This window comes from Paraperibacillus esterisolvens (assembly GCF_046237625.1).
Lineage (GTDB): Bacteria > Bacillota > Bacilli > Bacillales > DSM-1321 > Paraperibacillus > Paraperibacillus esterisolvens.
In genome coordinates this window covers 4,134,522-4,155,538 of the sequence record NZ_CP143545.1, presented here as the reverse complement: position 1 = coordinate 4,155,538, position 21,017 = coordinate 4,134,522, and the positions used below count along the sequence as shown (strand labels likewise).

The following is a 21,017-nucleotide window of genomic DNA, read 5'->3' as shown; positions in this document are numbered from 1 at the left end:
GAAAGAAGATACATTGATAGACAGGGCGGCGGAAAGCGAGCGCCCTGGAGCGGAAATCAACCTCCCGGTCCATAGTTGAAAACTAGAAGGAGGAAACGTTTTTCCTCCATCAAGAAAAGAAAAAACCTTTTACGGTTCACGGCTCTTCAACTTGTGTAAAATAGAGAGTAAGTAAAACAAAGTTAGGATGACATGATGAAAAATCAGATGAAGGTAAAAATAAAATCAAAATTTGCAGCAAAGTACAAGGGCGGGTACCCTTTGATAGTCAAGGAAGCGCTTGTGAACAGCGGGGACTTGCAGGAAGAGGGCCAGATCCTGGATCTTGTTGATGAGAGCGGCAGGTTCATAGCAAAAGGGTATTACGGCCGGCAGAATAAAGGCTTTGGCTGGGTATTATCCCGTGACGAAAAGGAACAGATTGACCAGGCATTCTTTGAGAAAAGGCTTAAGGCTGCAATCGATAAGCGGAAAAATTTATATGAAAGCCCTGATACGAATGCTTTCCGTGTCTTCAATGGGGAAGGTGACGGGGCAGGCGGCTTTACGGTTGAATATTTTGATGGTTATTATTTAATCCATTGGTACAGCGCTGGCATTTACCAGTTCAGGGATTATATTGTGAACGCCCTGCAGGCTGTAGTTCATTTTAAGGGAATATATCAGAAAAAGAGATTCGATGAACGCGGCATGTACCTAGAGGATGATGATTTCGTGACAGGTGAGCGAGGGGAGTTTCCGCTGATCGTAAAGGAAAACGGAATCCATTTTGCGGTCTATCTGAACGAAAGCGCGATGGTAGGGGTGTTCCTTGATCAGCGTGAGGTCAGGAAGGCGGTCAGAGACCGCTATGCGGCCGGCAGGACGGTTTTGAATACCTTTTCCTACACAGGGGCTTTTTCAGTGGCAGCAGCCCTTGGAGGGGCTGTCAAGACGACGAGCGTGGATTTGGCGAACAGGAGCCGCGCAAAGACGATAGAGCAGTTCAGCATCAACGATATAGATTATGAAGCCCAGGATATCATCGTGGAGGACGTATTTAATTACTTCAAATACGCAGTGCGCAAGAATTTGAAATTCGATCTCGTTATCCTCGATCCTCCAAGCTTTGCCCGGTCAAAGAAATTTGTGTTCAGTGCCGAGAAGGATTATAAAAACCTGCTGAAGGAAGCCATCGCCATAACGGAAAAGGATGGAATCATCGCAGCCTCCACGAATGCAGCCTCCTTTGGCATGAATAAATTCAAGGGATTCATCGATACTGCTTTCAAAGAATCCGGAAAACGCTATCAAATCCTTGAGGAGTATTCCCTGCCGGCTGATTTCAAGACAATAAAAGAATATCCTGAGGGTGACTACCTCAAAGTGGTATTTGTTAAGAAACGCTGACAAGAGAAAGGAGGCTTCCCGCGGGAAGCCTCTTTGTAATTTTAAACAGTTTAACAGAGTCAGACTGCAGGAAGCCTAATTTAATGTGCCCCGGTCTACTTGTTCTTCCAAAATAGTAAAGTTATGAAGCACTTTTTTTGAAACGGCCGCCAATGTATCGATGGCATTTGCTTTTTGTCCCTGAAGCTGGTAGACGATGTCGCCGAATAGAAGCTCCATTTCCTCCAATATGGCGAGGGCGGCGGAGTTATAGAGATGAACATTAAAGTATTTTGAGTTCTCAAACAGAGCCGAATCCAGATATGGCCTGAAGTTCCTGATAACTTCAGGGAAATGGAGGATGAACTGATCCACACCCTTCCGGAGCCCTTCAATGGTGGCTGCAAGCTCCTCCAGGGGCCTTAGCGCATCCTGGATGGCCCATTCGATCCTCTCGTTAAAATCGGAAATGAGGCTCATGAATAGGCCGGGGAGGGTGCCGTATACAGCTATTTTGGCAGCGCCCTTGATCATCCCGGAAATGGATTCAAGCATTTCCTCGGCTGCCCGTATTAATAGATTTATTCGGGTAAACAGTGGAATTACAGCCAGGACATGGACGGATCCTGTCAGCGCTGCATAGGAAGATTCAAGAAATATCTCCTTGAATGCCATGCCTGTCTTGAGATAAGGAGAATCCTCCAGGGAATAATCATTTGTACCCTGTACTTTGTCCGTTGGAGAAAGTCCGCTCTTATCCCTTATGGAGCCAGAAAGGCTCTGGTCCCTGTTGTGGAAGGCGCTGCCCGTGTCCTTGACCTGCTGCCCGAATTCAGAAACATGGGACTGTACTTTATCCTTGTTTCGGCTGATGATTCCGTAGTGGCTCTTCAATTCCCCAACAACTGCGTCCGCGGCCATATCTGTCCCGCCCTTGAACAGCCTTGGAATATCCCCGGTAATGATCAGGCCGGCTATTCCCGTCAGTTCATCAATCTTATCCTTGATGTCTTCTAAAAAGCTGCGGGCTGCTCCGAAGAATCCCACTACATCAATACTTGTGGAGGTGACAAATTCAATGACTTGGGCAGGCGGCGAATTGAGCAGGCTGTTCAGGAACCGGCACCTGGCTTCCGCAGTATTAAGCAGGACAATCAAGGCGTCTATAGCTGCTTTGAACATATAGCCTGTTGTGGTGATTCCCTGGAAAATCGGGTCAGTGACCGAATTCTCGAATAGTTCCTGAAAGGTATCCTGCAGTCTTGCTACACGTTCTGCAAACCTGGTTTCTTCGTCGACAATGATTTCTGAGGAGCGGCCCAGATATTCAGCTGCAAGACCCAGGCGGCCGGCTGCCTCCTTTTTCAGGGCACCAGCAAGCTGATCAAGCTCTCCTGCGTTGATTTCTATCCTGTCAGTCCGCCCGCCATAGAGCGGCTGCCCTGTCCAAACAGAAGTGACGATGTGTGCGTCCGCATCAATATAAATTCTGCCATACCCAGCCTGTCCTTCAACACCAATTTCATAGAACTGAGTCCCGTCCTCGTTCTTTAGGTAGCCGGTATGGTTGGTCGTTAAATACTCGAAACCCGGGATGCCATTATTGATATGAAACTGGCTTCCTGGAATCCTGCCATCAAGGTGCAGGGCGGACAGCCCGCCCGTCAGCACATCATAGCGGCTGAAATAGTTTGTGATATTCTTATAGTCCATATCCGGGTCCGCGTGGCCGTCTGGAAGGAGGGCGGGATTCAGTGTCACGGTTCTGACATCAGGATGCCTGGTGCCGACTGCATCAGCGAGACCGCCGCCCAGTGAATTGCCGCAGAGGGCGTTCACATCGATCCCCTTGGCACTGATTTCGTTATAATAATCCTCAGCTGCCTGGACCTGAGCAGGTGTAATCCTGCTCATGAGCTGGATGTCGGTTATGATGTCCTGTTTTCCATTTTCTGCTCCGGCGTCTGTGCCGACAAAAACGATAGTATATTCCTTTGAATTAAGATTCATGACAGTAAGGGCATCCAGGCCGGATGGATGGTTATATTTCACGTCGGCTACTATATAATCCTTGCCATTCACCCTGAATGTGCTGTTCACTTCGTTATGCAGATAGGCCTGATAACCGGCAAGTTCCACTAAATCCTGGTCTGTATCAGCTGACCTTTTTACAGGGATTTTAGCACTCATGTGACGGTGTTCCTCCTATTCCTTAATGATCAGGTTTGGCAGAAGGTGTTCTAAAGAATTGTCCTTGATTCCCATGCCGGTTTTTTTGTCGACCCGGTTGTCGTTCACGACAATGCCATAGGAACCTTTTGGTATATCTGACATCTGTTTTATATCTTTGACCAGCTTATTGAACGCATTTTTATCAGGTGATGTTCCTTTATCCTTCATGAACAATTGGATGGTTATGAAAATCTTTTCCGGTTCTATTTTTGAGGATTCGCAGATCGATTGGAGTTCTTCCCTGGTGATGGACGGATTCTTTAAATACGCGTCATATAGCGGCTGAAGCGAACTGCCTGCAGTGTCTACATAATAATAAGGGGTATTATAGCCGGTGCTCCCCAGCTTTGATGCGGCTTCCGGATTTTTGCCTGTCAGGCCATTTTTACTGATAAAGTCATTGAGATACATATCCAGTCTGTAAAAAGACTTTTCAGCAGCCATTTGATAGAGGCCGGTTTGAATAGCCTGTTCTGCCTGGCCTTCCTGGGTGTGAATTTTATCATATTTAACGCTTCCTTCTTGATCAATCGGGACAATAGCATAGGTGCTGAAGGAAGGGCCGTCTTTTGATTCCACAAATACAGTGGCCCCTTCTTTATTTCCTGCCATATGGCGGACAGTCACTGTGGATTTGTATTTTTTCTTAAAATAGGATTCCACTTTCTCGGCGATTATACCTTTATGATCCTGTGCTATCTTCCCGTTTTCCTGACCGCCTTCCAGAGTATAGCCTTCCCCTGTATACTCCTGCACGCTCACGTACTCGGGACTTTTATCTGGAGCTTTTTTTCCTGCATTTACACTTTCTTTTTCCATATCCGAGCAGCCCCCCGTAATCATTGAAGTTCCTACAAGTAGTAGAATAATTATTTTTTTCAAGTCCATCCAGTTCTACCTCCCAGCCGCCATTGATCTAAAAATAGTCGTAAATTTACACTTATATCCATCTTTAATTGTATAAAAATTCTATGCTGTTGTGTATTTAAATGAGGAGGAAAGAAGCTGGTAAACTTAAAACAGGAATAAAGAAGGATAAATACATAGGGATATTTAACCGGATAAGTGTGGGTTATACGCACGTCTAGGTATTCACCCAGTTATGGGCCGCTGCATAGTCTAAAGCGAGCAGTGCAAATATTGCATAGAAAAGGGCGTGAGCATATATGACTGGCAGTATATTGCATTATTTTGTGTGCGGTCATACAGCAAGAGGGTTTGTCAATCTGGGAAAGGACGCATTCACAGGAATCAAAAAACTGTTTGTTATCCAGTCTGAATCCCCTGCCATTGGTTCTGAACTGATCAGAGAGATAGGCGAAGAGATGGCCGGGAAGGGGTGGGATGTAGAATTCATTCACAGCCCGTTCAATGGCGATGCGGTTGACGGTGTCGTGCTGCCTGGGCAGAGTATCGGTATCGTGAACAGTTTAATAGCTGGTGAAGAAGAAGTGCCGGGGTGTGAAAGGGAAATTATTCAAGTGGATGAAGGCCCGGCTCTCTCCACTCTTTTGAAAGGCAGAATTGATGAACAGCTGAAGCAAGCCTATTCAAAGTTTTCCCACGCTCTCTCCATTCATGATGAATGGGAAAAATTTTATATTTCCAGCATGGACTTTAAGAAGGCCGATGAGCTGACGCTTGAATTGATCGGAAGCCTGCTGGGGGAGAACAGAAATAACAAGAAGGCAATAGCCAGTCATCGGTACTTAGGTGCGGCAACACCCCGTGGTTCTGTTGATTTCGTGCCTGAGCTGACAGAATCCCTCCCTCAGCGCTTCTTCATCAAGGGACGTCCTGGATCTGGCAAATCCACACTCCTGAAAAAACTGGCTAAACAGGCTGAAGCCAGGGGGTTCGATACGGAAATCTATCATTGCGGCTTTGATCCGGAGAGTCTTGATATGGTGATTGTAAGGGAATTAGGCTTTGCCATCTTTGATAGTACCGCTCCGCATGAGTATTTTCCTGAGCGGGAGGGTGACTCAGTAATTGATATGTATGGAACAGTGATTGCTGAAGGAACGGATGAAAAGTACGAAAGCGAACTGAAGGATGTTGCTGCTAGATATAAAGAAAAGGTACAGGAAGCGACTGCCCATTTAAAAGAAGCATATAAAATCTATAATCTCGTATTGGAATCAGGTTCCCCAGTCCGTTCCGGCATGCGGAAGACCCAAGAAAAATTAATATCCCGCATTTATCAATCACTTCCAGAATATTAAATTGAACAATCTGGAGCTCCTTCTTTTGGAGCTTCTTTTTCATTGATTACAATCCAGTTGCTCTTATCAGTGAAATCACCTTTAATTTTTTCTGAGGCAATTTAGAAATAAATAGAAGCACTTTCGTTGTATACATTATTTGTTTACAAGTTTACAAAAATGTATACATTGTAAACAAATAATGTAAACATGTATACAAATGTGTATACATGTTGATATGACTGAATGTATACACATTTGTGTGACATGTATACAAAAAACGTGTACAAGTTTACGGGTTTGTAAACAAATAGAGATGGATCGAAAGTCCATTGTAAAAAAAGCTTCATTCGTATAGGATAGAAACAAGGGGGCTGGAAAGTCCCGGCACTAGGATTTTCACTTTACTATGGAAGGATAGGTTGGAATGATTAAAAGCAGAGTAGCTGCAGTTGATGTTGGAAATGATTCATTGAAAGCTATCTTCGGAGAGTTAGATTATGAGCTTAATATTCCAAACGCCATTGCGAGAGATATAGAAGACCGGCCGATTATCGGAATTGAAGAATTGAACAGCAAAGACCCATTGGATGGGATACATATTAGAGTGCACTCCCCTGCATTAAGTGAAAATAATGCAATATACCGTGTGGGAACGCTTGCTACCAAAAGTGACAATACTTCTGAGCTTGATCCGGGCAGCAGTAAGTCTGAAGAAGACCAGACGCTTGTTTTGCTTTTTGCTTCACTCGCGCTTGATGCAGTAAGGGATGAAAATGCAGGTGAATTCAAACGCACGAATAATGTCGTTGATGCCAGCTATACACTTGGTACCGGCCTGCCGCTTCGGGAAGTGAAGGAAGGCAAGGACGCCGGCTATCGTTCAAGATTGATTGGTTCGGTACATCAGGTGGAATTTTTGGTGACCCCTAAATATCAGGGCATCAAAGTGAATATTAAGTTTGATGACGTGAAGGTTTATCCTGAAGGATTTGCTGCATTCATTAACCTGGTTATGGATAATAACTTGAATATCATCAATAAGGACCTGATTAACAAAAGTATTCTAATTCAGGACATTGGCGGATTATCAACAGATATCGCTGTGATCAAAAACCGTAATGTAGATGACGATAAGGCTCAGGGCTTCAATCTTGGCGTGTCTGATGCATTGGAACAGATCAGGGAAGAAATCCGCTCCAAGCATGGAGTGGAACTGGACAGCCGTCGTGATGTGGTGGAAATCATCACAAAGAAAAATGACCGGAATCACATTATGGTCCGCGGAAGCCGTACAAGCGTGCATGATATTGTCGATCGGGTATTGGTGGAGCTTGCCAAGAAACAGTACAGACTGCTTCGTAATATGTGGTCTAAAAATTCGCAGACAGAAATCTGCTATTTTGTCGGTGGAGGGTCAAATATCCTGAAGGATTATATTAAAACGCTAAACAATAATCTGGATGGCTATAATATCGACTTCTTCGAGGATGAAAAGGAAAGCATTTGGATGATGGCTAATGCCTATTACAAATTAATTTCAGACAATCTGCGCAAATCCCAGAAGGATGCTAAAAAAGCTGAGGATAAAAAGCCTGTAAAAGCTTAAAGATAAGGTGAAATTATGAGTATAAGTTCATCAAATGGAATCAAACGGGGACAAGCACTTTCTTTCCGTATCCCTTCCGATGCTCCTGATCACGTGATCAAACAGCTCCAAAAGCTTAAAGAGCTGGAAAAACGGAACTTCTCAAGCAGGATAGCGGATTATGTAATGGATGGGGTCATGAATACTATGGTCAGGGACCGTGAGACCATCAGTATCCCTATTCCCAAGCAATTAAGCAAAGCACAGAGGGACTGGCTGAAGCATGAACATTCAGAGGCGCTGCTTGGAAGCATCCTCTATCAGTTAATTTCAGACCCGGTCCGCTCGGCATCTTTGCTGGCGGCGCTCAACAGCAATGCCTACGACCTTGATGAGGCTCTATATCTCCAGGAAGAGCTGCCAAAAGAGTCAAAAAAGGCAGTCGCTGAGCCGTCCCCTTTTGGGTTGGCTGAAGAAGATCCCGCTCCCGACACTGGCTTTTCAGATGATGATCTGACTGATTTTAACTGGGAAGCGGCCAAAGGAACTCAGCCGCAGGAGCAGGAAGCGGACGAAGAAGAGGATCTGCAAGACCTGCTTGGAGACTTTCTCTCACATATGAATAAATGAATGCAAGGCTGGCCTCGATCTAAGGGGCCGGCCTTTGTGTTTTTTTTGAAATACCCCAAAAGTTATTCAGAATAACAAAAAAAGTTGGATTTACATGCCTGTATATTTATACACAGAGAGTGAGAAAGAGATTCGTTATAAAGCACGGATGGGCTTTTATAGGACAAAACTAACGATAATGGCAGATAATACACTGACAAGCGTTGCACCGTATAAAAGCTTCAAACCAAAGCGGGCGACAGTATTCCCCTGCTCTTCGTCAAGGCCTTTGACAGCACCTGCGATAATTCCAATTGAGGAGAAGTTAGCGAAAGAAACCAAAAATACAGAAATGATTCCCAGAGTCCTCGGACTGAATTTTTCAGATACTGCAGCAAGCTGTTCCATGGCGACAAACTCATTGGTAACAAGCTTTGTAGCCATAATCCCGCCAGCATCAATGATCTCGGATGCAGGAATGCCCATCAGGAAGGCGGCTGGTGAGAAAATGTAGCCAAGAAGCTCCTGGAATGTGCGGTGAAAAATGAGATCAAACACATTGTTGACCATCGCAATCAGGGCAACGAAACCGAGGAGCATGGCAGCTACCACGACCGCTACCTTGAAACCATCCATAATATACTCGCCAATCATCTCAAAGAAGGTCTGTCTCTCAGACTCCTCGATTTCCAGAATATCCTCATCCTCAGCAATCGTATAAGGATTTATGATGGAGGCTATGATAAAACCGCCAAATAAATTGAGAACAATGGCTGTTACCACATAGCGGGGTTCTATCATAGTCATATAGGCACCGACGATTGACATGGATACAGTGGACATGGCGGATGCACACAGAGTGTATAGGCGCTGAGGCGATAGCCTGCCCAGCTGTTTTTTTACGGTGATAAATACTTCAGACTGGCCGACGATGGCCGAAGCCACACCATTGTAGGATTCAAGCCGGCCCATTCCATTGATTTTGCTCAGCACAAGACCTATTCCGCGCATAACAAAAGGCAGGATTTTAAAATATTGCAATATGCCGATTAAAACAGATATGAAGACGATGGGCAGCAGGACATTTATAAAAAAGGTACCAGCCCCTTCATTCATTAGACCGCCGAACACAAAATTGATCCCTTCTGCTGCATAAGATAACAGCCTTTCAAACAATCCGGCTATGCCTTTTATGACCACCAGCCCGAATTTTGTATTCAGCAGAATATACGCTAGAATGAACTGAATGATAAGCATAAACAGGATATTTTTATATTTAATTTCTTTTCGGCTGCTGCTTGCAAGCACAGCAAGGGCAAAGACCAAAACAAGCCCGATTACCGGAATGAAATACGTCATCTGGATTCACTTCCTTAATTGTCAAAATAGGCTCGCTTTAAGGTATATGTAACTTTGAATGCTTATTGTTAATATGTTCAACTGGAGATGTTTTATAAATATTATTACTATGATAAATAAAGCATTGAAAAAAGGGCAGCTGTAAAATGCTTCACTTTTTCTGGCCGGAAAATTTATGGAACTTTTCTATAAATTGTTGTTATTAATGAGTTTTGTGAGGAGTTTAAATGATTTAGCAAGTGGATTGGAGCGGAAGGCGCGAGACTCCTGCGGGAGCTGCGGGACAGGTGAGACCCCACAGGCAAAGCCGGGGAGGCTCAGCGCCCGCCCCTAAGGTCCGCGAGTGCCTGCAGCGGAAATCCACTACTTTATGCAGCGGCATACTTTTTACAAAGATACTATCTAACATAGAACCAAGAATTAGAATGTATCAGGGAGGCAGATAAACTATGGGAAACCGCATTCATTTGGAGCGGGCGATTTTTGCGGGGGGCTGTTTTTGGTGCATGGCTGAGCCTTTTGAGGAGCAAGAGGGGATATACAGTATTACTTCCGGATACACGGGAGGAGTTACAAAAAACCCATCGTACAAGGAAGTAACACGGGGAAACTCCGGCCATTATGAGGCCGTTCTGATTGAATACGACCCAAGCGTTTTTCCTTATACAGACCTCTTGGACATATACTGGCGGCAAATAGATCCGACAGATGCAGGCGGACAGTTTACGGACCGGGGCCATTCTTATAAAACGGCCATTTTTTATACAAATGAAGAACAGAGGACGGCCGCCGAAAAATCCCGCGCGGATTTGGATGCAAGCGGACGCTTTGAGAGCCCGGCCGTGACAGAAATCCTGCCTGCTTCCCCCTTTTATCCTGCAGAAGAGTATCACCAGGGATTTCATAAGAAAAACCCTTTCCGCTATGCTCTCTACCATAAAGGCTCAAAGCGGGAAGAATTCCAGAGGCGGTATTGGCCCAAAGACCGTTCGGTGCTTAAAGAAAGGCTCAGTGCTATGCAGTATCATGTCACTCAGGAAAATGGGACAGAGCCGCCCTTTGATAATGAGTATTGGGACAATGATAGGGAAGGCATCTATGTGGATATTGTTTCCGGTGAACCGCTGTTCACATCAAAAGATCAATATGACAGCGGCTGCGGCTGGCCAAGCTTTAAAAAGCCGGTGATGTCAGCGAGTGTCAGGGAAAGGTGGGACTTAAGCCGCCGGATGACGCGGACTGAGGTCAGAAGCAGAGAAAGCGACTCACATTTGGGGCATGTATTCGAGGATGGACCCGGTCCAGGAGGGCTCAGGTATTGTATAAATTCGGCAGCCCTAAGGTTCATTCCAGTAGAAAAATTGAAGGAAGAGGGCTATGAGGACTTCTTGATCCTCTTTCCCGGCGGGCTGCAGGAGGAAAGATAAATGGAAAAGATGAAAATAGAAGCATATGATGTGATGGAGCTCTGCCTGCTGGCAGGAAAGCTCATGCTGCAAAACGGTGCGGAAACGTATAGAGTGGAAGATACGATGGAAAGAATCGCCGGCCATTATGGGCTCTCAGGGGCACACAGTTATGTTACGCCCACCGGAATCATCTTTTCGCTGGATGGTGTAATACCTGCAAAGCTGATCAGGATTGCAAAGCGTGAAACAGATCTTGCCAAGGTGACGGCTGCCAATAGTATTTCCCGAAAAATAACCAATGGTGAACTTACCATTGAAGGGGCGGCACGTGAGCTCTGGGAATTGGAAAAGAGCAATCTGACGTATCCATTGGCCATTCAAATCCTCGCGGCCGCCATTTCGAGCGGTTGCTTTGTCATCATGTTCATGGGCGGCTGGATCGATTTCCTGCCCGCTGTATTGTGCGGTGCCCTGGGATATATCTGCTTTCTCTATATACACAAACTTGTGGAAGTTAAATTTTTTGCCGAGTTCCTGGCCGCTTTTGTAATCGGTCTGGCTGCTTTCTCCTTAAAAGCGGCTGGAGCGGGCCATGAAGCGGACAAGATTATCATCGGCTCCGTTATGCCTCTGGTTCCTGGACTTCTGATTACGAACGCCGTCAGGGACTTAATGTCCGGCCATCTGGTTTCGGGGCTGTCCAAAGGGGCGGAAGCCTTCCTGACAGCCTCTGCTATCGGTACAGGCATTGCCGTAGTATTTTCAATATTTTAAGGAGTGGAGAAGCGATGCTGGGACAATTGGTGACTAGTTTTTTTGCGACAGCCGGAATCGGCATTATTTTTAATATTCCGAGGCAGGCGCTGATTAACTGTGGAATTGTTGGAATGGCCGGCTGGCTGATTTATGTGGTACTCTATGAAAATCACTTTGACACAGTGCTGGCGACTTTAATTTCTGCCTTTTTCATAGCCATCTTAAGCCAGTTTTTTGCAAGAAAGTATAAGATGCCAGTCATCATTTTCAGTGTAGCCGGCATGATTCCGCTTGTGCCCGGCGGAATGGCATATTATGCGATGAGAAAGTTTGTGGAAAATGATTATAATGCAGCCCTCAATAGTGCGGCGAAAGCGTTCATGCTGTCTGGGGCCATCGCAGTAGGGATCATTCTCTCAGAAGTGCTTAATCAAATTATAAAAAAGATAGGCCAGCCGCGCTATGTAAAGGAATGATAGTTACTTCTTTTAAGGAGAAATCAGCAGTCTTAAAGGTAAAAAGGGACTTCGACAAAAAAACGCCGAAGTCCCTTTATTTTCTATTCGATTCGAAGAGCCACAATATCTCTGCAGTCTACAAAAATAGTTGTTCCTGGTTCAGTCTCTTCATCCCTGAATTCCGCACAACAGTTTTTATTGTCAAAGTTTTCAAAGATAACATCTTCTAATACCTGGCCCCCAGCTAAAAATACATCTACTTCAGTACCCCGATCCAGCCCTCTCAGCTGATCGCACACGCATTTATTACATCTGTTCTTTCGTCTAGAATGGCGGCGGAAAATAACTTCACCCATTGTAAAACCCCCAGTTAATTAATAACTTACATAGATAACATATGAAAGTATCTATTCAATTGAGTGGTTAAATAGCATAGTCTGAAAGCACATTTTATGCAATACTAGTAAAGTTTCCATGTGCGCCTATCTATGATGTTTTGTACATTGCTAAAAAATGTAGAGAGAATAGTCTCATAGAACTATTCAGTAAGCGATCCATGTGAATAGTGTAATCCTTTCATGGGATTCATAGGCCAATAGACTCTGAATCTTATTGAAAAATGTGTAGATTGTTGACATAAAAGGAGGGAACGGGAGGCATGGTGTATTGTTCATAAAATTTAATCTGAATATTCAATATGTTAAGATAAATGGGTCATATAAATTATTATTATTTAAAAGGAGATTTGGCCAGTGAAAAAACAAATGTTTTCCGTATTGGCAGCAGGTGCATTGATACTATCTTTATTCTCGCCGGATGCAATATCTGCAAAGGCAGCGGGGAATCAAGCGCCGGCAGCCGAAAAGTGGGATGTTGAGCGCTATGGTGACCGAATGGATGTCGATGGATATCTCAATCAACTTTCCAAAGACGTAGATTTCAACAAAAAAGCCCTTGACCGTATAAAAGAACAGGCTAAAAACATTAATTTTAATGAAACCTCCTCCACTGAAAGCAAAACCTCCGGCAGCTCCTTCACCTATGACGGCGGAACCAAGCAATTCCTGAACCGCAACTTAAAATTCAAACCTTTTACTCTAAGAAGTGTCGGCAAAAACGTCGAAATCTGGGTTGCAAATGACCTTTCTTTCCCAGCCGGTGATTCCCGCCCTGCCCATGTTGTCACACAGGAGCAGGTGGACAAGCTCAAAAACGAGTTTGATTCCAATATCTATCCTAAGGCTACAGAATTCTTCGGAACACCGGACAAGCATGACGGATCCCAATCACCGCTTGCAGGTAAAAACGTACCAGCCGGCTACTATGAAGGCAGTGATAAAGTGATCATGCTTGTAGATAATATCCAGGATGAAAATTACACGAATCCGGCTTATCCATTCTTCGTTGCCGGCTTTTACTGGCAGACACTCGAAAACTATATCGACCGGAATATTATTACGATTGATACGAACAGCTGGGAAACCAGGCTGGAGTCCACTTTCTTTGGAACCACGATTCATGAACTGCAGCATTTAATCCATGCAGACAATGATGCGGCCGAAGAAACATGGATCAATGAGGGGATGTCCACGTTCTCTGAGTATCTGGGAGGATACGGACATGATGCCAGCTCTATCAATTTCTACCTCGACCATCCCGAGAATTCACTGGTGAATTGGGATGAGCACCAGGGAGCACCGACTGGTCCTGAGACCATAGCGGATTATGGACAGGTGTATCTGTTCACGCTGTATATGTATGATAAATTCGGCCGTGAATTCATCCGCGACCTTGCCCTGAGCAAAGAGCAGGGAATCAAGAGCATCAATGCCACCTTTAAGGAATACGGAATCAAGAAGATGGATTTCACAAAGCTGTATCAGGACTTTATCACAGCCCTTGCCATAGACAGCGGCAAAAAGAATGATCCTTATAATTTCGAAAGCATTGATCTGCGCGATCTTCCTGTTGATAATAAAGGAACAAAGCGCGGAATGACGGTCAATTATGAAAAAGCAGTTCAATATGAGAAAGAAGGGGTCCCGGCCTGGGGCGGGGATTTCAAGAAGCTGGACTTTGAAGAAAAGGTTCGCAGTGTGAAGTTCAACGGCATTGAATTCCTGCCGACTCCGTGGAAACAGACGGCCGACCCAAAAAATCCAAATAACCAGGTGCTATGGGGTAACACAGGCGATGAATCGGACAATGCCATCGTACTCGAAGCGGACCTTACGAATGCCAGGGGGTCTGCCTTAACCTTTGACACCTTTTATCAAATTGAAGAGCAATGGGATTTCGGCGTAGTTCAAGTCTCGGAAGATGGCGGGAAGACGTGGAAGAGCCTTTCGAATGAGCACACCCGAACAGATGTAGTGGATGAAGGCTATCCAAAGATCAAGGAAAATGTGCCGGGCTTCACAGGAACAAACGGAGGCTGGACGAATGAAAAATTTAGTCTGGCAGCCTATGACGGAAAAAATATCCTGATTTCGTTCCGCTATTTGACTGATTGGGGAACCAACGAGAATGGATGGTATATTGATAATATCAAGATTCCGCAGATCAACTTCACTTCGGATGGGTCCCTGACGCCTGTCTTTAAATCAATGAATGAAATCAATAAGCAATATGTAGAGTATACAATCACCTTTATCAATGAAAAGGTGAAGGGAAACAAAACAGACTACAAAGTTGTAACACTTGATCCGTTTAACATCAATAAAGAAAAGTTCAATGAAATTTACCGTCTCTTCCAGGATGGAAAGAACTCGATGATCACCACATATGCGGCACCTCCTGGAGACAGGAACCCGGTAGAGTTCACCTATGAATTTGAATTCAAAAAGAAGAAAAATAAGAATAAAAAGTAATAAAAAATTTATGCAGCCTGATGGCGGTGCTATTCCGCGGCAGGCTTTTTTTGCTTATATCATCAGCAGGATGGAAACTAGAACCACAAAAAGCCGGCAGATGCCGGCTTCTTTTCTTACAGTTTAAACGAACTTTTTAGCGAAACAATCAGGTTGAATACCAGGCGCCCTTCAGCGGTGTCCTTCGGGTCTACGTTGAAGTAGCCGTGGCGGAAGAACTGGAATTTGTCCTGAGGCTTAACACCCTTCATATTTGGCTCAACGAATCCCTGCAGGATCTCAAGGGAATCTGGATTAACATGGTCCAGGAAGGTTGACGCCTCGTCCTCATTGGCCCCTTCACTGTCTTCATCGAGGATCAGCGGCTGATAGAGCCTGAATTCGGCTGGAACTGCCTGGGAAGCCTCCACCCAGTGGATGGTGCCCTTTACTTTTCTGCCCGTAAAGCCTGTGCCGCTCTTCGTTTCTGGATCATAGGTGGCCCGGATTTCGATCACATTGCCTTCTTCATCTTTGATAACTTCCTCACATTTGATGAAATAAGCATGCTTCAGCCTGACTTCATTTCCTGGAAAAAGGCGGAAATATTTTTTAGGAGGATTCTCCATAAAGTCGTCCTGTTCAATATAAATTTCGCGGGAAAATGGAATCTGCCTCGTGCCCATGTCAGGGTTTTCCGGATTGATTTCAGCTTCCAGCATTTCTGACTGCCCTTCCGGGTAGTTCGTGATCACGACCTTCAGCGGCTTGACAATGCCCATTGTCCTCGGTGTGGTAAGCTTCAAATCTTCCCGGACGAAATGCTCAAGCATCCCGGTATCTACTGTCCCTGCGCTTTTTGAAACACCGATTTCATGGCAGAAGGCCCTAATAGCTTCTGGAGTATATCCCCTTCTGCGGAGCCCTGAGATTGTCGGCATCCGCGGATCGTCCCAGCCGTCTACATAGCCTTCATCGACGAGCTGCTTCAGCTTGCGTTTGCTCATGACTGTATTCGTCAGGTTCAGGCGGCCGAATTCGTACTGGCGGGGAGTGCTTTCCATCTCGCATTTTTCCACAACCCAGTCGTAAAGCGGGCGCTGGTCCTCAAACTCGACGGTACAGATTGAATGGGTGACACCCTCAATGGAATCCTCCAGCGGATGGGCAAAGGCATACATCGGATAGATGCACCATTTATCGCCGGTATTATGGTGTGTAGCATGGGCAATCCGGTAAATGACAGGATCACGCAGATTGATGTTCGGCGAGGACATGTCGATTTTCGCCCGCAGCACTTTTTCGCCATTTCCGAATTCGCCCTTTTTCATGCGCTCGAATAAATCCAGGTTTTCCTCCACGCTGCGGTTCCGGAAAGGGCTGTCCTTGCCCGGCTCTGTCAATGTACCGCGGTACTCGCGAATTTCAACTGCAGAAAGGTCGTCCACATATGCCAGTCCCTTTTTGATGAGCAGAACAGCTCTTTCATACATCTCATCAAAGTAATCTGATGCAAAGAACAAGCCGTCCCAGTCATATCCGAGCCATTTTACATCTTCCTTGATGGCATTCACATATTCTATATCTTCTTTTAGAGGGTTTGTATCATCGAATCGCAGGTTGGTCCTGCCGCTGAATTCATCGGCCACTCCAAAATTCAGGATGATAGATTTTGCGTGCCCGATATGGAGATATCCATTCGGTTCTGGAGGGAAACGGGTGACCACGTGGTCGCGTCTGCCTGTCTCAAGGTCATCTTTTATAATATCTCTAATAAAATTAGAATTAGTAGGTTCCAAATCACTGCCCTCTTTCTTTTAAAAATGGTACTCATAATTTTACTTGAAGATGGCTGATAAATACAGGATTTTTACTGAATATCCTATATGGCAGCCTCGGGTTCGCCGCGATAGAAAGCCCTGATATATACAGTCTCGGGAAAACGTTATACAATAATTAACATAATTCACATCTGAAGGGACGGTTATACATGCCATTATCTATTCGATATTCCATGTTCTTCTGCGGCCTTGTGCTTTTCGGACTGGGCATATCCATAGCCATAGAAGTCCAGCATCTCGGGCTGCATCCGTGGGATGTGCTGAGCGTAGCCCTGTATGACCGCTTTGGCATGACCATCGGCTTCTGGGGAGTTGCAGCCGGACTGGTCCTGATTGGTGTGCTTCTTGTATCCGCCAGAAAATATATCAGCATCGGAACCTTTTTAAACGCGCTGACCATCGGGCCGATCATTGATTTTTTTATGTGGCTGGATATACTCCCGCACGCAACTCATACCTGGGTCGATTACCTCATCATATTGTGCGGCATAACCATCACCGGGATAGGCGGGGGGATGTATGTAGCAGCAGGAATCGGGGCTGGTCCGCGCGACGGCTTTATGCTCTCCATATCCGAGAAAACAGGAATATCGGTAGCAAAGGCAAGGATCCTGACAGAAAGCACTGTGCTGATCCTTGGCCTGCTTCTTGGAGGACCGGTGTTCATCATGTCCTTCATCTATACGTTGATACAAAGCCCGGTTTTCCAATTCTCCCTCCAATTCTTCAGGAAATGGACCGGCAAGGCCGCTCCTGACAGAAAAGCCGCCTAAACTGATCGAATTAGCCTCTCTTTTTTAAGTTTGGGGCTTTTTTTTCGTTTAGTCCTTGCTCCCGTGGGATAAAAGCCTAACATAAAAGCTGCTGAAAAACTCGATACTAAGACTTAAGGATAAAGTCCTCGAGCCTTTATGAAAGGAAGTTATATATGCTATACGATGCGGTGATTATTGGCGGAGGGATTGCTGGCCTTCAGGCAGCCATACAGCTTGGAAGGTCTCAGCGTAAGGCTCTTGTTATAGATTCGAAACATGGGAGATCAGTCTTTTGCAAAGAATATCACAATATACTAGGCTGGCCGGAAGGGATAAGCGGAGAGGAGCTGCGGAGGAAGGGCAGGGAACAGGCTGAAGCAGTAGGGATCCTATTTACGGAGGATATTGCGGAGTCAGCCGTGAAAAAGGGTGATGGCTTCCTTATAAGAACCAAAAACGGGGAAGAATATGAAGCCAGAAGACTCCTGATTGCAACGGGCATCCTCGACAGGATTCCTGATATTCCGGAAATTTACCACTGTCTTGGAAACAGTGCCTATATCTGCCCAGACTGCGATGGTTTTGAAATCCGCGGTAAACGGACACTTGTGGCCGGATCTGGCAATCCTGGGGCAAGTATGGCGCTCACAATTTCCTATTGGTCAGACAGCATTGTCTATATCAATCATGAACAAAAGCCTGTCAAACCAGAGCTTATGCAGAAATTGAAGGATAAAAATATCGAATATAGAGAAGAAAAAATAGCCGAGGTAAAAAGGAAAGAGCATTGCTTCGAGGGCTTTGTGCTTGAAAGCGGAGAGAAGCTTGATGCCGGCAAGTGCTTCCTGGCATTCGGCGGTAATGAGGTGAAATCAAAGCTTGCAAGGGAACTGGGCGTAGAAGTGATGGATAATAACCATATTAAAGTTAATCCAAGAACCAAGATGACCAATGTTGAAAATGTATGGGCGGCAGGGGATGTTACCGTCCATTCCGAACAGGTGGCCATTGCGATGGGAGACGGTCTCCAGGCGGCTATTTGGATTCATAAAAGCCTATTTTAGGAAAAATGTATTTACAGATGTAATGACACTTGATATAGTTTCAAGTGTCTTATTTATGAAAACTAACCAGGAGGATCGTATGGAAAAGAGTGCTGCAGCATTTGATAAAAATAATAAAAAACTGTTAGGAGTGGCCGGCCTTGGCTGGCTGTTCGATGCGATGGATGTGGGCATGCTCTCCTTCATTATGGTGGCGCTGGCCGCGGATTGGGGCCTTACTTCGAGCCAGGTGGGCTGGATCGGCAGTGTGAACTCTATCGGAATGGCAGTGGGTGCCCTGCTGTTCGGACTTATGGCAGACAGGATCGGCCGTAAAAATGTGTTTATCATTACCTTGCTTTTATTTTCGATCGGAAGCGGACTGTCTGCCTTTACTGGGTCCCTTGCCGCCTTTTTGATTCTTCGTTTCTTTATAGGGATGGGCCTTGGGGGAGAGCTTCCCGTGGCTTCTACGCTCGTATCTGAAAGTGTTCCTGCTGAGAAGCGCGGGCAGGTGGTTGTCCTGCTTGAAAGCTTTTGGGCTGGAGGCTGGCTGATCGCTGCTTTGATCTCTTATTTTGTGATTCCGGAATATGGCTGGAAGGCGGCGCTGCTGATCAGTGTCATCCCTGCAATCTATGCCCTTTACTTAAGGCTGAATCTTCCGGATTCACCTCGTTTTGAACGCATCAAGGATAAAGACAAGCCTTCTGTATGGCTGAACCTGGCTGGCGTATGGGCACCGAAGTACCGCAGGCAGACCGCCACGCTGTGGGTGCTGTGGTTCTGTGTGGTCTTCTCTTACTACGGAATGTTCCTCTGGCTGCCTAGTGTGATGGTTCTAAAGGGCTTCACCCTGATCAAGAGCTTTCAATATGTATTGATCATGACACTGGCTCAGCTGCCCGGCTATTTCACAGCTGCCTGGTTCATTGAAAAACTGGGAAGAAAATTTGTCCTGGTTACCTATCTCGCCGGGACGGCTGTAAGTGCCTACTTTTTTGGGCAGGCTGAATCCCTAGCAATGCTGATTGCATCTGGAATTTTCCTGTCGTTTTTCAATCTTGGAGCCTGGGGTGCGCTGTATGCTTATACTCCAGAACAGTACCCGACTGTCATACGCGGGACAGGTGCAGGGATGGCTGCTTCATTCGGCCGTGTCGGCGGTGTCCTTGGACCCTTGCTCGTCGGCTATCTTGTGGCCCAGAAGACATCCATTACAGCTATTTTCACGATATTCTGCATCGCTGTCCTCATTGGGGCTGCCGCTGTCTTGTTCTTTGGAAAGGAAACCAAGAATATAGAGCTGCAGGAACGCTGAGGCAAAGAAGGGCGCGGGGGCGTTCAGGCTTCCGGGCCGTTTTGGTTTATGAGCCGGCTGGAATCGCATATACTAAAGTTATCTGTAACAGAAAGAGGCGATTTTTTTGAAGCTGGGAACAATCGGCACAAGCTGGATAACGGAATCATTCATTGAAGCGGCAGCCTCATCGGGACGCTTGACCCTGACATCCGTGTATTCACGCTCGCTGGAAAAGGCAGAGCAGTTCGCTGCAAAGCACGGGGCTGAATATGCATTTGAAGACTTGGAGGAAATGGCAGCAAGCGAACAGGTAGAAGCGGTATACATAGCATCACCCAATTCCCATCATTTTGAGCAGGCTAAGGTGCTGATTCAGCATGGAAAGCATGTGATTTGTGAAAAGCCCATTTTTTCCAATCTGAAGGAATGGGATGAGATTTATCAGCTTGCAGAAGAGCATGGCGTTTATGTTCTTGAAGCAATCCGGAACATCCACTCACCTAATTTTGAAATTTTAAAAGATAAACTGGAAAAGGCCGGGACGATCCGCAGCGCCCTCTTTCATTATCTTCAGTACTCATCACGATATGATGCCTTCCTTGATGGACAGGAGCCGAATGTCTTCTCACCTGAATTTTCAGGCGGGGCCATGACAGATCTTGGGGTTTATCCTCTTTATGTGGCAGCGGGTCTGTTCGGGAAACCGGAAAAGATCAGCTACCATCCAGTGCTTCTCAGAAACGGCGCTGACGGAAGCGGGACACTTGTACTCGAATATGGCTCTTTCGTCTGTACCGTCCTTTTCTCAAAGATCACGCAATCGTATATTGAAAGCGAAATCCATGGAGAGCAGGGATCGTTCATCCTGGATAAGGTATCACCGATCGGAAGGATTTCCTTCGTTGATAATCGCACCCGGGAAAAAGAAAGCCTTGGGACTCAGCAGGTGGAAAACGACATGTTGTATGAAATTGAGAATCTGGTGTCTGTTATAGAAACAGATAATAAGGCTCAATATGAGGAGCTGAAGGAATTAAGCCGCCTCGTCCTGTCCATTACGGAAGAGGCCAGGAAGCAGAATGGAATTGTTTTCGGCTCAGAAAAATAAAAACACGAGGCTGGCCTTTTTAGGTCAGCCTTCATTTTTTTCTTCTCCTTGCTGTTATTTTAAGGCTGCCTGCTGTGCCGTTAATTCTGTTATTAGCTTCAGAAGGGAGAGCGGCGAGTAAATGAGACAGTTAGG

17 protein-coding genes are annotated in these 21,017 nt (G+C 45.7%); 12 read left to right on the top strand and 5 right to left on the bottom strand.

Translation table 11 applies throughout. From position 1 onward, the window contains the following. The first annotated feature begins 195 nt into the window (after positions 1–195). Positions 196–1,389: a class I SAM-dependent rRNA methyltransferase gene (locus tag V1501_RS20860; protein WP_409290784.1), complete on the top strand. Its 1,194-nt coding sequence runs from the start codon at positions 196–198 to the stop codon at positions 1,387–1,389. 75 nt (positions 1,390–1,464) lie between these two features. On the opposite strand, the gene V1501_RS20855 is transcribed toward V1501_RS20860, so the two are convergent. Both V1501_RS20855 and V1501_RS20850 read right to left on the bottom strand, forming a co-directional pair. Further along, positions 1,465–3,558, bottom strand: a complete 2,094-nt coding sequence (locus V1501_RS20855) for an SA1320 family protein (RefSeq protein ID WP_409290783.1) — start codon at positions 3,556–3,558, stop codon at positions 1,465–1,467. Positions 3,559–3,573: 15 nt separating this feature from the next. After that, the gene (locus V1501_RS20850) at positions 3,574–4,419 is read right to left on the bottom strand and encodes a DUF1672 family protein (protein ID WP_409290782.1); all 846 of its coding nucleotides are present in this window, start codon (positions 4,417–4,419) and stop codon (positions 3,574–3,576) included. A 347-nt stretch (positions 4,420–4,766) separates the two neighbouring features. Here V1501_RS20850 and V1501_RS20845 point away from each other — a divergent pair, with 347 nt between their 5' ends. The 3 genes from V1501_RS20845 to V1501_RS20835 all read left to right on the top strand — a co-directional run bounded on the left by V1501_RS20845 (position 4,767) and on the right by V1501_RS20835 (position 8,022). Further along, entirely contained in the window at positions 4,767–5,825 is a 1,059-nt protein-coding gene (locus tag V1501_RS20845; protein WP_409290781.1) for a hypothetical protein, read from the top strand. A gap of 406 nt (positions 5,826–6,231) precedes the next feature. After that, positions 6,232–7,413, top strand: coding sequence for a hypothetical protein (locus V1501_RS20840; RefSeq protein ID WP_409290780.1), 1,182 nt, complete (start codon positions 6,232–6,234; stop codon positions 7,411–7,413). A 15-nt stretch (positions 7,414–7,428) separates the two neighbouring features. Then, positions 7,429–8,022 (top strand): hypothetical protein, encoded by a 594-nt coding sequence (locus V1501_RS20835; protein WP_409290779.1) that lies wholly within the window; start codon positions 7,429–7,431, stop codon positions 8,020–8,022. 156 nt (positions 8,023–8,178) lie between these two features. On the opposite strand, the gene V1501_RS20830 is transcribed toward V1501_RS20835, so the two are convergent. Next, a complete protein-coding gene (locus tag V1501_RS20830) occupies positions 8,179–9,360 on the bottom strand; it encodes a NupC/NupG family nucleoside CNT transporter (RefSeq protein WP_409290778.1) in 1,182 nt (393 codons plus the stop codon). Positions 9,361–9,809: 449 nt separating this feature from the next. Between V1501_RS20830 and msrB the strand changes: the two genes are divergently transcribed. The 3 genes from msrB to V1501_RS20815 are packed head-to-tail and all read left to right on the top strand — an operon-like array spanning position 9,810 to position 12,001. Beyond that, positions 9,810–10,787, top strand: coding sequence for a peptide-methionine (R)-S-oxide reductase MsrB (gene msrB, locus V1501_RS20825; RefSeq protein ID WP_409290777.1), 978 nt, complete (start codon positions 9,810–9,812; stop codon positions 10,785–10,787). Next, positions 10,788–11,543 carry a threonine/serine exporter family protein gene (locus V1501_RS20820; RefSeq protein WP_409290776.1) on the top strand — a complete coding sequence of 252 codons (756 nt, stop codon included), beginning with the start codon at positions 10,788–10,790 and terminating at the stop codon, positions 11,541–11,543. Positions 11,544–11,557: 14 nt separating this feature from the next. Beyond that, positions 11,558–12,001, top strand: coding sequence for a threonine/serine exporter family protein (locus V1501_RS20815; protein WP_409290775.1), 444 nt, complete (start codon positions 11,558–11,560; stop codon positions 11,999–12,001). An 83-nt stretch (positions 12,002–12,084) separates the two neighbouring features. Here V1501_RS20815 and V1501_RS20810 read toward each other — a convergent pair whose 3' ends face one another. Then, positions 12,085–12,339, bottom strand: coding sequence for a hydrolase (locus V1501_RS20810; RefSeq protein ID WP_409290774.1), 255 nt, complete (start codon positions 12,337–12,339; stop codon positions 12,085–12,087). Positions 12,340–12,735: 396 nt separating this feature from the next. On the opposite strand from V1501_RS20810, the gene V1501_RS20805 reads away from it, so the two are divergent. Continuing rightward, positions 12,736–14,853 carry a choice-of-anchor J domain-containing protein gene (locus tag V1501_RS20805; RefSeq protein ID WP_409290773.1) on the top strand — a complete coding sequence of 706 codons (2,118 nt, stop codon included), beginning with the start codon at positions 12,736–12,738 and terminating at the stop codon, positions 14,851–14,853. 116 nt (positions 14,854–14,969) lie between these two features. Here the strand turns inward: V1501_RS20805 and V1501_RS20800 are convergent, their stop codons facing one another. Next, on the bottom strand, positions 14,970–16,631 hold the full coding sequence (locus V1501_RS20800) for a glutamine--tRNA ligase/YqeY domain fusion protein (RefSeq protein WP_409290772.1): 1,662 nt from the start codon (positions 16,629–16,631) through the stop codon (positions 14,970–14,972). A gap of 191 nt (positions 16,632–16,822) precedes the next feature. On the opposite strand from V1501_RS20800, the gene V1501_RS20795 reads away from it, so the two are divergent. From V1501_RS20795 to V1501_RS20780, 4 genes are all read left to right on the top strand, one after another. Continuing rightward, a complete protein-coding gene (locus tag V1501_RS20795) occupies positions 16,823–17,446 on the top strand; it encodes a YczE/YyaS/YitT family protein (protein WP_409290771.1) in 624 nt (207 codons plus the stop codon). A gap of 155 nt (positions 17,447–17,601) precedes the next feature. Beyond that, positions 17,602–18,492 carry an NAD(P)/FAD-dependent oxidoreductase gene (locus V1501_RS20790; RefSeq protein WP_409290770.1) on the top strand — a complete coding sequence of 297 codons (891 nt, stop codon included), beginning with the start codon at positions 17,602–17,604 and terminating at the stop codon, positions 18,490–18,492. 79 nt (positions 18,493–18,571) lie between these two features. Then, positions 18,572–19,792, top strand: a complete 1,221-nt coding sequence (locus V1501_RS20785; RefSeq protein WP_409290769.1) for an MFS transporter — start codon at positions 18,572–18,574, stop codon at positions 19,790–19,792. Positions 19,793–19,898: 106 nt separating this feature from the next. After that, complete coding sequence (locus tag V1501_RS20780) at positions 19,899–20,882, top strand: Gfo/Idh/MocA family protein (RefSeq protein ID WP_409290768.1); 984 nt, start codon at positions 19,899–19,901, stop codon at positions 20,880–20,882. Positions 20,883–21,017 lie beyond the last annotated feature (135 nt).

Excerpts from the sequence above, each read along its gene's own strand:
- V1501_RS20790 (WP_409290770.1), top strand. The coding sequence starts at position 17,602 with ATGCTATACGATGCGGTGATTATTGGCGGAGGGATTGCTGGCCTTCAG.
- V1501_RS20795 (WP_409290771.1), top strand. The coding sequence starts at position 16,823 with ATGCCATTATCTATTCGATATTCCATGTTCTTCTGCGGCCTTGTGCTT.
- V1501_RS20810 (WP_409290774.1), bottom strand. The coding sequence starts at position 12,339 with ATGGGTGAAGTTATTTTCCGCCGCCATTCTAGACGAAAGAACAGATGT.
- V1501_RS20855 (WP_409290783.1), bottom strand. The coding sequence starts at position 3,558 with ATGAGTGCTAAAATCCCTGTAAAAAGGTCAGCTGATACAGACCAGGAT.
- V1501_RS20840 (WP_409290780.1), top strand. The coding sequence starts at position 6,232 with ATGATTAAAAGCAGAGTAGCTGCAGTTGATGTTGGAAATGATTCATTG.
- V1501_RS20785 (WP_409290769.1), top strand. The coding sequence starts at position 18,572 with ATGGAAAAGAGTGCTGCAGCATTTGATAAAAATAATAAAAAACTGTTA.
- msrB (WP_409290777.1), top strand. The coding sequence starts at position 9,810 with ATGGGAAACCGCATTCATTTGGAGCGGGCGATTTTTGCGGGGGGCTGT.
- V1501_RS20860 (WP_409290784.1), top strand. The coding sequence starts at position 196 with ATGAAAAATCAGATGAAGGTAAAAATAAAATCAAAATTTGCAGCAAAG.
- V1501_RS20850 (WP_409290782.1), bottom strand. The coding sequence starts at position 4,419 with ATGGAAAAAGAAAGTGTAAATGCAGGAAAAAAAGCTCCAGATAAAAGT.
- V1501_RS20815 (WP_409290775.1), top strand. The coding sequence starts at position 11,558 with ATGCTGGGACAATTGGTGACTAGTTTTTTTGCGACAGCCGGAATCGGC.
- V1501_RS20830 (WP_409290778.1), bottom strand. The coding sequence starts at position 9,360 with ATGACGTATTTCATTCCGGTAATCGGGCTTGTTTTGGTCTTTGCCCTT.
- V1501_RS20835 (WP_409290779.1), top strand. The coding sequence starts at position 7,429 with ATGAGTATAAGTTCATCAAATGGAATCAAACGGGGACAAGCACTTTCT.
- V1501_RS20845 (WP_409290781.1), top strand. The coding sequence starts at position 4,767 with ATGACTGGCAGTATATTGCATTATTTTGTGTGCGGTCATACAGCAAGA.
- V1501_RS20820 (WP_409290776.1), top strand. The coding sequence starts at position 10,788 with ATGGAAAAGATGAAAATAGAAGCATATGATGTGATGGAGCTCTGCCTG.